This window comes from Stappia sp. MMSF_3263, from assembly GCF_030733745.1.
In the GTDB taxonomy this organism is placed as follows: Bacteria; Pseudomonadota; Alphaproteobacteria; order Rhizobiales; family Stappiaceae; genus Stappia.
Window position 1 is genome coordinate 1 of record NZ_JASHIK010000020.1, and the last position, 12757, is coordinate 12757.

Consider the following 12757-nt stretch of genomic DNA (forward strand, 5'->3'; position numbering starts at 1 on the left):
CCCCCCCGTCGGGTCCGGATCAGTCGACGGCAAGCGCCTTGGCGATCAGCTCCTCGCCGCCGGGAACGTTCTCGGCGAAGTTCTTGTAGGAGGTCTCCTTGGCGATCGCGAGCCACGCGTCATAGTTCTCCGGGGTCATCTCGACCACCTCGACGCCGGCGCCCTTGAAGGTCTCGGCCATCTTGGCGTCGAGCCCCTTGGCCTCGCCCGCGAAATACTCCTCGGCCACCTTGCCGGCCGCCATCAGTGCGTCCTGCTGCTCCTTGGACAGCTTGTCCCAGCTGCGCTTCGACATCAGGATCGGCTCGTACATGAACCACAGCGCGTTGGCGCCCGGCGCCGTCAGGCAGGTGGTCTGCTCGTAGAGGCGATAGGAGACGAAGGAGCCGGACGAGGTGTTGGCCGCATCGAGCACGCCGGTCTGCAGGCCGGTATAGATCTCCGAGGACGGCATCGAGGAAACCGACGCGCCGGCGCCCACAAGCATCTGCTCGAAAGCGGGACCGGCGGCGCGGGTGACCTGGCCCTGCATGGTCTCCGGCGAGGTGATGCACTGCTTCTTGGAGGCAAAGCCGCCGGCGAGCCAGGCATCGGCGATGACGACCACGCCGGCATCGTTCACGATCTTCTTGATGTCGTCCATGAAGGGCGAGGTGTTGAGGCGGGCGGCGCGATCATGGTTGCGCACCAGGCCCGGCATCAGCGTTGCCGAGAACTGGGGATGGCGACCGGAGGCATAGTCGAGCGGGAAGGCGGAAATATCGAGCTGGCCCTTGGTCATGGCGCCCCACTGCTCGCGCGCCTTGAACAGCGACTGGCCGGGATAGACCTTGACCTCGACGCCGACATTCGCCTTGGCGACCTCGCGGGCCAGGATCTGGACCATCTCGTCGCGCACATCGCCCTTGCCGCCCGGCCACTGGTGCGAGGCCTTGAGGACGACGTCTGCGGCATGGGCCGCCGGAACGGCGATGGCGAGTGCGGTGGTCAGGCCGAGAGCGGCCCTCGTCAGTTTCTTGAACATGTGTTTCCTCCCACTGCCGATCGGCGTTGATCGCGGCCGCCGGCTTGCGTGTCTTCGGGACGGCACGACAACCGGCCCCCCGCCGGTGGTTCTCCGTCTGACCACAGGCAAGCACCGGACTGCATCCAAGTCAACGGTTTTTGTATACAAGAGAGGCGCGCTTGCATAAGCTGAGTTCCATGGACGCTTCGACACCTTCGCACAAACCCGCGGCACGCGCCGCCCAGGCCCTGCGTGAAACGCTGGAATACGACATTGCCGTCGGCCTCTATCCGCCCGGCACGCGGCTCGACGAGGTCTCGCTCGCCACGCGGTTCCAGGTGTCGCGCACGCCGATCCGCGAGGCCTTGATCGAGCTCTCGGCCTCCGGCCTCGTCGAGATCCGCCCCCGGCGCGGCGCCTTCGTGCGCGAGATCGGCATCCCGCGGTTGATCGAGATGTTCGAGGTGATGGCGGAACTGGAAGCGATGTGCGCAAGGCTCGCCTGCCGGCGCATGACCGCGTCGGAGCACGAGGCCCTGCAGGCCGCCCACGAGGCCTGCGAGGCAGCCGCGGCGGCCGGCGAACCGGACGCCTATTTCCACGCCAACGAGAAATTTCACGACGCCATCTACCGGGGCAGCGGCAACGGCTATCTGGCGGAGCAGGCCCGCTCGCTGCAGAACCGGCTGAAGCCCTATCGGCGCCTGCAGCTTAGGGTGCGCAACCGGATGGGCAATTCGCTCGCCGAACACCAGCAGATCGTCGACGCGATCCTGGCCGGCGACGACCGCAAGGCGGAAGGCGCCCTGCGCTCGCATATCCTCATCCAGGGCGAGCGGTTCAACGATTTCGTCGCAACGCTCAGCACGGTCGGCGAACCGGCGCGCAGCCGCGCCGGCTAGGACGTGGACTCATAATTGTGCCGGAAACGGCGTCCGGTCCGGCAATGATCCGCCAGAAAGGCCGCGATGGCCGGGGCGAGGCCCCGGTCAAGCGGTATGACGCCGCGGATCGAAGCCGGACGGGCGCCCTCCGGGTATGAGAGAACGGGCTGGCAATGGCGTCGCACCCCCTTGAATCTGAAGTTCGCTTGGAGCACGCCGGCAAGTGTGACGAACTTCAGTTTCCGGTGACTAGGGTCCGCTGACAAAGAGGATCCAGGATAGGCAGCTGCCGATCGTTCGTGGCTGCCTTTTGGTGGAAGCGAATCCCGCGAGTGAAGCGCCAGAATGCTTGACGCCCGGCATTCGGATATTCTAGCACTAGAATATGCAGGCGAACCTTACAGATGCTGAACTCCTGTTGCTCGGGCTCGTCGCTGAGATGCCGCGCCATGGATATGAGCTCGAACAGGTTATAGAAGCGCGCGGGATGCGCGAGTGGACGCAGGTTGGCTTCTCGTCGATTTACTTTGTGCTCGGCAAGCTGGAGAAGGCGGGACTTGTGGCGGCCGAGGTACCCGCGGGTGCGAAGGCGCGAAAGACGTTTTGCATCACCTCATCGGGCCGTGAGGTTCTGTGCGAACAGACCATTGCTGCCCTTGGAGCATATCGCCCAACATTCTCATCACTCCTGCTCGGAATGGTGCACTGGCCTGTGCTGTCACGCGATGCGGCGCTGGATGCCTTGGAGGCACGCCTGCCGTCGGTCGTCGCGGAACTGGAGCGGCTCGAGCGCGTGCGCCGACAAAGGCAGCCCATCCCTGATCATGTCGAGGTTCTCTTTGACTTTTCGGCCGGCCAACTGAACGCCGAGCGCAACTGGATCAGCATCACTCTGGACTATATGAGAAGCAAGCCATGGTAGACGAGGCACTGATCGATCTAACGCAGGACCGGACCACATTGCGCACGCTGTACGCGCCACCGGCAGGTGTCTTCAGCGTGGTTGATATGCCCAGACTTCCCTTCGCGGTCCTGGATGGGGAAGGCCCGCCCGAGCAGACCTCCATCGAAGCTGCCGTGAAGGCACTCTACACCGCAATCTACGCTATCCGGCGCGACGCGCGCGAGCGGATGGGCAAGTCCTTTGTCGAGGCGCCGGTGGAAATGGTCTACTGGGCAGACGACATGCGCGACCTGGCAGCGGGCAATCGCGAGAAGTGGCATTGGCGCGTGCAGATTACCTTGCCGGTTTGGACCGACGCACGGCGACTGGAGGCCTCCGCTGCCGAGGCGAGGCGCGAATTGGGCGACAAGCCTGCTGCTCGATGGGAGGTTCTGGCTGAAGGCAAGTGCGTGCAATTCCTGCATGTTGGCCAAACGAAGAACCTTCCTGATATCCTGGAAGGGCTTTACGGCGACTACCTGCCACAGCAGGGGCTCGAGCCGGATGGCCCCTATCACGAGATCTATCTCGATGATTGGAGCCGCGTTGCGCCGCGGCAGCGCAGGGTCATCCTGCGGCAGCCGGTGCGCCCGACGAAGTAGATGAAAGTCCGGCACTGGCTGGCCCTCCTTGCGAAGACCGGCATCCATAGCCTTGCGGCGGCACGTGCGGGGAAGCCCAGGCAGGAAGCCTTGAATTCAGTCACGCCGCGATCCGGGAATCCCTTTGTCAACAGAACCTGGGGCTCCGAGCCTGTCGGCAAGGTCGAGCAGGTCCTTGCAGCTGTAGTCCCACCCCTCGCCCGCTTCCGGGAGGCCGGCCTTGGCGGGGTCGGCAGCGTTGGAGCGATGAATATGGGCGGTCTTCAGCCCGCAATTCCGCGCCGCCTCCAGGTCGTATCCGTGCGCCGCCACCAGCATGGCATTTTCCGGCTTCACCCCAAGCAGCTCGCAGGCGCCCAGATAGGCCCGCGGCATCGGCTTGTAGGTCCGGGAAATGTCGGCGCCGACGACCGCGTCCCACGACAGGCCGTTGTGCCTTGAGACATCCACCAGAAGCCGGGTGTGCCCGTCGGACAGCGGCGCGACGATGAAGCGCGACCTCAGGCGGGGAAGCCCTTCAGCCAGATCCGGCCAGGCCTTCAGCCGGTGCCAGGCCTCGTTGAGCCGTTCGAGTTCCCCGGGAGGAAATGCCCCAGGAGCAAGTCCGAACTGCCCAAGGGTCGTGTCGAGGTTCTCCCGGTTCACCTGATCGAGCGAGACGAACGGCCGCTCTCCGCGACGCACCGGCTCCACCGAATCGTCGTAGCGGCCGACCCAGGCATCGGCGAAGGCGGCGGGATCGATGTCGCCGCGCCCGTGGCGTTCCAGAAACGCGCGGGTTTCGGCCGCGATGCTGCCGCGCCAATCGACCATCGTCCCCAGGACGTCAAAGAAAAGCACTTCGATGGTGTGCATGTCTGCCTCCATTGGCTCCGGGCGGTTTTCAAGCCCCGGCGCGTCACGGCCATGCTTATGTTGCACGACGCGGAAGCGCCGGTTTCCCCTGGCAGGAACTAGCCCATATAATCGGGCCTGTAAGACCTGAAATCCTGATAGAGCATAAGACACACGTTATGATACTGCGCCGCCACCTCCCTCCGCTCCGCCTCCTGACAGCCTTTGAAGCCGTCGTGCGGACGGGCGGCATGCAGAGCGCGGCAACGCAGTTGAACGTCACCCAGCCCGCGATCAGCCAGGCCCTCAGGAGCCTTGAGGAGCATGTCGGAACGAGGCTGCTCGACCGCCGCACGCGTCCGGCCTCGCTGACGGATGCCGGCCGCATCCTGCTGCGCGCGGTCTCGGAAGGGCTGGACCGGATCGAGGGGGCGGTCGGGGAGATCAGGGCGCTGGAGGAGGCCGGGCAAAGCGTCGTGACGATCGCCTGCACCGTGTGCACCGGCATGTACTGGCTGATGCCGCGCCTGGCGGTGTTCTACGCCCGCCATCCCGACATTGTCGTCAGGGTCGTGCCGACTTCCGGCATGCCGCGGTTCATGGCCGAAACCGACCTTCTGATCCGTTACGGCGCGGGCGACTGGGCGGACGGACGGTGCGAGCGGCTTTTCGAGGAGCGTCTGGTTCCCGTCTGCAATCCCGCGACCCTTGAGCGGATCGGCGCGGGAAACTTCGCGGACGCCACCCTTCTTCACGTTGAGACCGGCGACGACCTGTCGCCGGGCTGGGACGCGTATCTCGAGGCGACCGGCCTGCCGCGCGCGCGGCGGGGAGACCTTTCCTTCGGCGACCATGTGCAGGCGACCCAGGCCGCGCTGGCGGGCCTGGGCGTGATGCTGGGATGGATCGCCAGCACCGCCGACCTCGTCAGGGAGGAACGGCTGGTGGTCTTCCACGACCGTCCCCTCATCCCCGGCGGGGCCTATTACCTGGTGAGCCCGCCGCAGGGCCCGGGCAAGCAGGGCCCGGGCAAGTCCGGGGAGGGCAAGCCGGCAGCGGCGCTGCTGGCCGCTCACCTGCAGGCGGGCTGAGACCTCAGGAGGTCGACGACGCCTTCGACAGGACGACCACCTTGGTGTGGGTCGGCACCCGCTGGAACAGGTCCATGATGTCCTGGTTCCACATGCGGATGCAGCCCGACGACACGCTGCGGCCGATGCTCGTCGGCTCCTTGGTGCCGTGGATGCGGTAGAGCGTGTCGACGCTGCCCTGCCACAGGTCGAGGGCGCGCGCGCCGAGCGGGTTCTTCGGGCCGCGCGGATAGCCGTCCTTCCAGTATTTCTCCAGCCCCGGGTTGCGGGCGATCATCTCCCGCGGAGGGCGCCAGAGCGGCCACACCCGCTTGACCCGCACCTTGGCATCGCCCGACCAGGCAAAGCCCGCCTTGCCGACACCGATGCCGTAGCGCAGCGCCTTGCCGCCCGGCAGCGTCCAGTAGAGGAACTTGGTGTAGGGGTCGACGATGATCGTGCCGGCCGCGTGGCGGCTGTCGTAGTCGACGACCTGGCGCCAGTACTTGCGGTCGAAATTCTTGTAGGGAATCGCCGGGATCTTGAAATCGTAGTCGGTCAGCGCCGCATAGGCCGAGGCGTAGTCGAAATCCTCGCCCGGCAGCGGCGGCGTGTTCGGCGCGGCCCCGGTCAGCGCCGCGCCGGTGGTGCCGACGCCCGAACTCTGGCAGGCGGCGAGAAGCAGCGGCGCGCCGACGAGGAGGGCGCGGCGGCTCAGCAAGAAGGATCCTGAGGCGGAACGTGTCGGTTCCATGTATGAAATGCTCCCGGTCGACCGGTGGAAAACCCGTCCCTCTTACCCGATCGGGGGCGCCAGCGCGAGTGCAGGCGCGCAACGCCGGCCGGGGATTTTTTCCCGGCCCGCTCAAATGCGCGTGAGGTCGCGGGACCGGGGCCGCTCCCCGCCACATGCGAAAACGCTCGCGCACCCACCGGAAAGCCGCCGCAGCGCTCCTTTCCGGCATGATTTTCCCTGTTTTTCTTGATTTGCCGGCCACAATCGCGGAAGGCATAGGCCACGCGCGGCGGTCCGCACGCACGGGACGGGGCGCAACCACGATGCAAGAGACGAAACCGATGTCATCCGCCCCGCCGCAGCTGCGCGGCAATCTCAAGTCCGCCGTCGCGGAAATCATCGCGCTGCGCATTCTCGGCGGCACCTATCCGCCGGGAACGACGCTGCCGACCGAGGCGGAACTGCTCGGCGATCTGGGCGTCAGCCGCACCTGCCTGCGCGAGGCGCTGCAGATGCTGGTGGGCAAGGGGCTGATCACCTCGCGGCCGAAACACGGCACCAGCGTGCGCCCGGCGGTCGACTGGAACTATCTCGACGACCAGATGCTATCCTGGCGGCGCAAGGTCGTGCCGCAGACCCAGTTGCTGGCCGAGCTGGTCGGCATCCGCGAACTGGTCGAGCCGGAGGCCGCCGCCCTTGCCGCGCTGAACGCCACGGAGGCGGAGATCGCCGCCATGCGCGAGGCGCTTCAGGCGATGGGCATCGCCGACGGCAACCGCACGCCGGCGACCCTTGATGCCGATGTGCGTTTCCACCGGCTGCTCTTGGCGGCCAGCGGCAACGCGCTGATGTCCGGGCTCGGGGCCTGTATCGAGAGCGCGTTGCGCGCCTCGATCGGGATCACCTCCGCCCCCGGCGTCAGCGATCCGATCGCGCTCGGCCAGCATGCCGGCGTGCTCGACGCGGTCGCCGCCCGCGATCCGGAGCGGGCGCGCGAGGAAATGCGCAAGCTGATGTCGATGACGCGCGCGCTGCTCGTCAATGCCGGCGCACTCGACTGACACCACGGCGACCTGATACCAACACCCGGCGCGGCGGGCACGGGCTCCTCCAGCCCCCTTGCCGCGCACCCTGCCGCGCTCACCCCGCGGCTTTCGAACACGAGCCCCCGACGCGAGACTTCATGGCCCCTCCCCTTCTGCACCTTCGCGACATCGCCCTCACCTTCGGCGGCACGCCGTTGCTCACCTCGGCCGAATTGCAGGTCGGCGAGGGCGAGCGCATCGGCCTTGTCGGGCGCAACGGCTCGGGCAAGTCGACGCTTCTGAAGATCGCCGCCGGCCTTGTCGAGGCCGATGCCGGCGAGCGCTTCGTCCAGCCGGGTCGCACCATCCGCTACCTGCCGCAGGAGCCGGACCTTGCCGGCCATGCCACCGTGCTCGACTATGCCAGCGGCGGCCTTGCGCCGGGCGACGATGCCTACCGCGCCCAGTACCTGCTCGACGTGCTCGGCCTGCGCGGCGACGAGGATCCGGCGACGCTGTCGGGCGGCGAGAAGCGGCGCGCCGCGCTTGCCCGCACGCTGGCGCCCGAGCCCGACATCCTGCTCCTCGACGAGCCGACCAACCATCTCGACCTGCCGGCCATCGAATGGCTGGAGAGCGAGCTCGCCTCGATGAAGTCGGCCCTCGTCCTGATCAGCCACGACCGCCGTTTCCTCGCCGACCTCACCCGCGCCACCGTGTGGATCGACCGGGGCGTCGGCCGCCGCCACGACCGGGGCTTTGCCCATTTCGAGGCCTGGCGCGACGAGGTGTTCGAGCAGGAGGAACGCGACCAGCAGAAACTCGCGCAGAAGATCAAGCGCGAGGAGCACTGGATGACCTACGGCGTCACCGCCAGGCGCAAGCGCAACATGCGCCGCGTGCGCGAGCTTGCCGACCTGCGCGCCCAGAAGAAGGCGCATCGCGGGCCGCAGGGCAATGTGCGCATGACCGTCGGCGAAACGGAGGTCTCCGGCAAGCGGGTGATCGAGGCGCAAGCCATCTCCAAGGATTTCGGCCCCGGCCCGGTGGTCGACGGTTTCTCCACCCGCATCCTGCGCGGCGACCGGGTCGCCCTTGTCGGCGCCAATGGCGCGGGCAAGACGACGCTTTTGAAGATGCTGACCGGCGCGCTCGAACCCGACAGCGGCACGGTCATCCTCGGCTCCGGCCTCACCATGGTGACCATGGATCAGTCGCGCGAGGCACTGAAGAAGGACGAGACCGTTTCGGAAATCCTCACCGGCGGCGGCGGCGACCAGGTGATGCTGAGCGACGGGCCCCGCCACGTCGTCTCCTACATGAAGGACTTCCTCTTCTCCCCCGAACAGGCGCGCACGCCCGTTTCCGCCCTTTCAGGCGGCGAGCGCGGCCGACTGCTGCTCGCCCGGGCCCTCGCCCGCGCCTCGAACCTTCTGGTTCTCGACGAGCCGACCAACGATCTCGACCTTGAAACCCTCGATCTCCTGCAGGAAATGCTCGCCGACTATCCCGGCACCGTTCTCCTCGTCAGCCACGACCGCGACTTCCTCGACCGGGTGGCGACCTCCGTCGTCTTCGCCGAAGGCAAGGGCGTGTGGCGCGAATATGCGGGCGGCTATTCCGACATGATCGCCCAGCGGGGCGCCGGCGTTGCGGCGCGCAAGTCCGTCACCGAGAGTGGCAAGGGAAAGACCAACGACGAGAAAACCGGCGGGAACGCTTCCGGGGGCAACTCCGGCGGCAATGCCAGCGGAGACAAGGCGACCAGTGAGAAGGCGAAGAAGAAGTCAAAACTCACCTTCTCGCAGCAGCACCAGCTGAAGACCCTGCCGAAGGAGATCGACAAGCTCGGCGCGGAGATCGGCAAGCTGCAGGGCGAGCTGGAGGACCAGACCCTTTATGCCCGCGACCCGAAACGCTTCGACACGCTGATGGCCAAACTCTCCGACCTGCAGTCGAAACTCGCAACGGCCGAGGAAACCTGGCTGGAACTGGAGATGCTGGCGGAAGAGGGGTGAGGGGGAAGTGGACAGGCTGCGAGGACTTCCAACTTAACGCATAGAGTGAACCCTAGCTAACGTCCAGCCGCTGCAAACCTCAGAAATCGTTCAAATGCAGCCAGAGCGCCCATCAAGTGAAAAGTCAAGCGACCTTGCATCGTGATCATATCTATCCCTTCGCTCAGGCTTTGAAAGTGAGTACCTTTGGTTTCCAGATCGTGCACGATTTCGATCAGACGGGGCAGGTAGCGTCCAAGGCGATCCAACCGCGGGACCATGAGCACATCACGCGCTTTCAAACGCGCCAACGGCTTATCGAGTTCTGGGCGCTTGACCGACGCTCCAGACACTTGGTCAGTGACATTTTTTCGCGTCCCGCAACTTAGTGAATCTCGTTGCGAGTTGGCATCTGGATGGGCGGTTGAGACGCGGCCATATCCGATTTTCGATCGAAAAACTTGCGGCAAGCAACTGAATGTTTTCATTAGTCGACAATAAAACAACAACAAAAAGGATGTAAATTAGTTTTCCGGTCCTTCAGGGTTGTTGATATCATCTACAACCTCGCTACAGGAGCAAGAAAGAAAGGACTTTGCGGTTTTATTATACTTATGCAACCCTAACTTAAAAACGGAATTCTTAATATTATTAATACTATCCGATGATGCTATAAGATTTACGTCTCCAACTAAACCAATGATGGCATCAACAGCATTTTCATTGCCATTTAGAGAATGGATCAAATCAATCAACTGTCGCACAGACAAGTATGCATACTTTCCGTCATCAACAAATTTTATGTCGCTCATTCCACCACCCAATTGGTACGTTCATATCCTAACCTGCTGCATTCACTCAACACCAACAATCTTCCAAACCGGAGTTGGATCACAGCCGGCATTGCAGCATTGACACGAGGCTGATCCTCGATCTCCCACGGAGCCGTTCCAGCTTGTTCCCTCCAATATCACAACTGTCTCTGGTTGCCCGTTACGAACCCCAAGGAGTTCTAGATTACCGTTGCGATCATCTACACTTCCCTCGTGAACACATAAAAAGCTTGAAAAGCTGGTTAGATCTTCCCAACTCTGGGATCCTATAATTGGTTTATTCAGTGAAATTCTTGTGACAAGATTGCTCTTGTCAACCAAATCATAAATTACTGTAACCATCTATCAAATCCTCTTCCTATAATAGATATTCTATTCGCAAAAAGTGTGCGCCCACTTTAGATCAGGGTAGGGGTACATCAATCTGAAGCGACCAGTTTCGCCAGTCTCTGGATGTTCAAGAGTAAAATCACCCACCGCGTACTCTTCCACATCCTTGAGCGTTAGGAACTCCGCCATTGCAGTTCTTGTGTGCGATTCCGGCATTACGCTCATGGAGTTCTTCAGGAAATCAAACAACGTAGGATTCCAAGAATTATCCCCGATTACTCGGTAAATAGGGAGACGAGTTATTAACCTTGAGTCTATTTTAACTAACTCTGAAATTTCGGAAATTTCTATATCTGTTAAAGGCAACAGACCACCATTTTTTACAACGTATTCACGGTCGACAATTTCCGGCTGCATAAACGTCGGCATATTGATGTTCTCCAAATTTGCGCGTTTAAAACGCATATTTTGTCGCCACAACTCTTGAGTTGTCAATACGGCAGATCATGCAATGCAAAGCTAAATACCTTTGTAGAACACACTTCCCTCTGTATTTTGAAGCATTTACCTCTTTGATTTTAAACGCTATATTCCAGAGGCTTCGTCAAAAAATTTGATGAACTCTCTAGATCTATTTCGTCAAGTATTGACCGAGAGAAGCTGAAATTCTCCCATGACTCGGCTCCGTGACCAGTGCTAGTGGCGACTGCGATGCAGACAGCGGCAAGGAAGTTTGCGGCGTTGCGGTCGTCACGTGCTGCGATGCGTCGCCAGTTCTTGAGCTTGCAGAATACTCGCTCATTGGCATTGCAGTCTCGGTAGAGAGGCGGCGAGAAGCGGCTATTCCAGTGTCGGCCGGCCTCGATTTGGCGACGGATCGGACCGCTCCAGATACCTTTGTCGGCTCAGCGGACAAACCGGTTGTAAAGGGTCTTACGCGGGCCATAGACCTCCAGCGTATCGACCCAACGCACCGTACTTCAGCACGTGGATAGTCCCGCTGATCACCCCTACACCATCATCCCCACCACAACCCAGATATAGAGCGGCATGGGGGCGGCGCCCCAGAGCAGCGCCCAGGGCCAGATCCGGCCCCAGCGGTTGCGCTGCGGTGTTGCCTGCGTCGCCCCGTCCGGGCGGGCGGGCGCGGCAAGTTCCAAGTCGCCATTGATGCCGGCGCCCGCCGGAATGCCCGCCCACATCCCTCCGGCGGCCTGCACGCCCCTGCCCGCCTCCGGCTGCGTCCCCTCACCTCTCTGCATGACCCTCTCCGCCTTCACGCCGCCGCCCGCTGCCGCGTTTGCCTGTCCGTTTGCCTGTCCGGTCATGTCACGCTCCCCGTGATGTTCAGGAGGGTCAGGACGACGACAGCGAATATGCCGGCGCCGAAACCGTATTTGGCGGCCGAGAACAGCGCCCGGCCCGTCGCATCGAGAACCGGCACGCGGCCCTCGTCGCGGTCCTCGCGCAGGCCCAGCGTCAGCGCGCCGAGATAAATGGCGAAGAAGAGGCCCGTCCCGATCTCGGCGAGGATGACGACAGCGGCAATGCTCATGGCCTGTCTCCGGTGTTGAGGGGCGGCAGGCCGGAAATGGCGAATTCCAGGCTCTGGGCGATGCGCCGTGCCCGCTCCATGAAATAGGGGACCGCCTCCGGGTGCGGCGCGGTGTCCTTCAGCACCTGTTCGAAAAGGCCGAGCCAGACGCCGAAATGCCAGGGTTGCAGGTCCGTGAGCTTGGTGTGCGCCGGCACGGGCTTGCCCGAATAGCGGCCGGCATTCATCGCCACCGAAGCCCAGAAATCCTTCATCTTGGCCAGATGTGGCCCCCAGTTGTCGCCGATCTCATGCTCGAAGATCGGCCCGAGCAGGGCATGGGCGCGGATCCGCTCATAAAAAGTCTCGACCAGCCGCGAGATATAGGCATCGTCAATGCCGAGCCGCGCCGCTTCCGCCTGGATTTCCGCGCGGCGCTCGGCCGCGCTCCTGACCCTGATCGTCGTCATGCCGCGTCTCCGGTAAGAATGTGCCTGAGGCCGCTGTTGCCGGCCACCAGGTCGTCGATGCTGTAGCCGTCGAGCACCGCGAAGAAGGCCTCGCGCGCCGCGTGCAGGGCGTGTTTCAGCTGGCAGGACGGGGTGATCCGGCAGGTGCCGTTGCCGCCCGGAAAGCAGTCAACCAGCGCGGTGCCCTCCTCCAGCCGGCGCACCACCTGGCCGACGCTGATCCGTTTCGCCGGAAGGGCCAGCCGCAAGCCGCCGCCGCGCCCGCGCACCGCCTCCACCAGCCCGGCATGGACCAGCGCCTGGGCCACCTTCATCAGGTGGTTCTTCGAGATCCGGTAGCTCTCCGCCACATCGGCGATGGTGGCGAGGTCCCTGTCGCCGGCAAGCGCCAGATGCATCAGCATGCGCAGGGCATAGTCGGTCTGGAGTGTCAGCCGCATGGGTCTCTCCATAAAAGATGCGTATCAGATACCTCTTTCATGGCGGGCCGCGC

16 protein-coding genes and 1 pseudogene are annotated in these 12757 nt (G+C 63.4%); 6 read left to right on the top strand and 11 right to left on the bottom strand.

Going from position 1 to position 12757, the window contains the following annotated elements:
* Positions 1-19: 19 nt before the first annotated feature.
* Positions 20-1024 carry a TRAP transporter substrate-binding protein DctP gene (gene dctP, locus RBB46_RS18515; protein WP_306030507.1) on the bottom strand — a complete coding sequence of 335 codons (1005 nt, stop codon included), beginning with the start codon at positions 1022-1024 and terminating at the stop codon, positions 20-22.
* Positions 1025-1203: 179 nt separating this feature from the next.
* Between dctP and RBB46_RS18520 the strand changes: the two genes are divergently transcribed.
* The 3 genes from RBB46_RS18520 (at position 1204) to RBB46_RS18530 (ending at position 3435) form a co-directional block, all read left to right on the top strand.
* Positions 1204-1908, top strand: a complete 705-nt coding sequence (locus tag RBB46_RS18520; protein ID WP_306030508.1) for a GntR family transcriptional regulator — start codon at positions 1204-1206, stop codon at positions 1906-1908.
* A gap of 367 nt (positions 1909-2275) precedes the next feature.
* Positions 2276-2812 carry a PadR family transcriptional regulator gene (locus RBB46_RS18525; protein ID WP_306030509.1) on the top strand — a complete coding sequence of 179 codons (537 nt, stop codon included), beginning with the start codon at positions 2276-2278 and terminating at the stop codon, positions 2810-2812.
* Positions 2806-3435: a GyrI-like domain-containing protein gene (locus tag RBB46_RS18530; protein WP_306030510.1), complete on the top strand. Its 630-nt coding sequence runs from the start codon at positions 2806-2808 to the stop codon at positions 3433-3435. Before RBB46_RS18525 ends, RBB46_RS18530 begins: the two co-directional genes overlap by 7 nt.
* A 96-nt stretch (positions 3436-3531) precedes the next feature.
* Here RBB46_RS18530 and RBB46_RS18535 read toward each other — a convergent pair whose 3' ends face one another.
* Positions 3532-4290 carry a haloacid dehalogenase type II gene (locus RBB46_RS18535; RefSeq protein ID WP_306030511.1) on the bottom strand — a complete coding sequence of 253 codons (759 nt, stop codon included), beginning with the start codon at positions 4288-4290 and terminating at the stop codon, positions 3532-3534.
* A gap of 158 nt (positions 4291-4448) precedes the next feature.
* Here RBB46_RS18535 and RBB46_RS18540 point away from each other — a divergent pair, with 158 nt between their 5' ends.
* Entirely contained in the window at positions 4449-5360 is a 912-nt protein-coding gene (locus tag RBB46_RS18540) for a LysR substrate-binding domain-containing protein (RefSeq protein ID WP_306030512.1), read from the top strand.
* A 4-nt stretch (positions 5361-5364) separates the two neighbouring features.
* Here RBB46_RS18540 and RBB46_RS18545 read toward each other — a convergent pair whose 3' ends face one another.
* Complete coding sequence (locus tag RBB46_RS18545) at positions 5365-6060, bottom strand: L,D-transpeptidase (RefSeq protein WP_306030513.1); 696 nt, start codon at positions 6058-6060, stop codon at positions 5365-5367.
* A gap of 356 nt (positions 6061-6416) precedes the next feature.
* On the opposite strand from RBB46_RS18545, the gene RBB46_RS18550 reads away from it, so the two are divergent.
* A complete protein-coding gene (locus tag RBB46_RS18550; RefSeq protein WP_306030514.1) occupies positions 6417-7136 on the top strand; it encodes a FadR/GntR family transcriptional regulator in 720 nt (239 codons plus the stop codon).
* A 122-nt stretch (positions 7137-7258) separates the two neighbouring features.
* On the top strand, positions 7259-9118 hold the full coding sequence (locus RBB46_RS18555) for an ABC-F family ATP-binding cassette domain-containing protein (protein ID WP_306030515.1): 1860 nt from the start codon (positions 7259-7261) through the stop codon (positions 9116-9118).
* A 56-nt stretch (positions 9119-9174) separates the two neighbouring features.
* On the opposite strand, the gene RBB46_RS18560 is transcribed toward RBB46_RS18555, so the two are convergent.
* From RBB46_RS18560 to RBB46_RS18595, 8 genes and pseudogenes are all read right to left on the bottom strand, one after another.
* On the bottom strand, positions 9175-9585 hold the full coding sequence (locus RBB46_RS18560) for a recombinase family protein (protein ID WP_306030516.1): 411 nt from the start codon (positions 9583-9585) through the stop codon (positions 9175-9177).
* 36 nt (positions 9586-9621) lie between these two features.
* Positions 9622-9909 (bottom strand): hypothetical protein, encoded by a 288-nt coding sequence (locus tag RBB46_RS18565; protein ID WP_306030517.1) that lies wholly within the window; start codon positions 9907-9909, stop codon positions 9622-9624.
* Between the two features lie 393 nt (positions 9910-10302).
* Positions 10303-10689: a hypothetical protein gene (locus tag RBB46_RS18570; protein WP_306030518.1), complete on the bottom strand. Its 387-nt coding sequence runs from the start codon at positions 10687-10689 to the stop codon at positions 10303-10305.
* A gap of 278 nt (positions 10690-10967) precedes the next feature.
* Positions 10968-11268 (bottom strand): annotated as a pseudogene (locus RBB46_RS18575) (hypothetical protein); the annotation flags it as partial.
* 2 nt (positions 11269-11270) lie between these two features.
* Positions 11271-11588, bottom strand: coding sequence for a hypothetical protein (locus tag RBB46_RS18580; RefSeq protein WP_306030519.1), 318 nt, complete (start codon positions 11586-11588; stop codon positions 11271-11273).
* Entirely contained in the window at positions 11585-11815 is a 231-nt protein-coding gene (locus RBB46_RS18585; protein WP_306030520.1) for a hypothetical protein, read from the bottom strand. The genes RBB46_RS18580 and RBB46_RS18585 overlap by 4 nt, the downstream gene beginning before the upstream one ends.
* The gene (locus RBB46_RS18590) at positions 11812-12264 is read right to left on the bottom strand and encodes a group III truncated hemoglobin (RefSeq protein ID WP_306030521.1); all 453 of its coding nucleotides are present in this window, start codon (positions 12262-12264) and stop codon (positions 11812-11814) included. The genes RBB46_RS18585 and RBB46_RS18590 overlap by 4 nt, the downstream gene beginning before the upstream one ends.
* Entirely contained in the window at positions 12261-12704 is a 444-nt protein-coding gene (locus RBB46_RS18595) for an Rrf2 family transcriptional regulator (RefSeq protein ID WP_306030522.1), read from the bottom strand. The genes RBB46_RS18590 and RBB46_RS18595 overlap by 4 nt, the downstream gene beginning before the upstream one ends.
* Positions 12705-12757 lie beyond the last annotated feature (53 nt).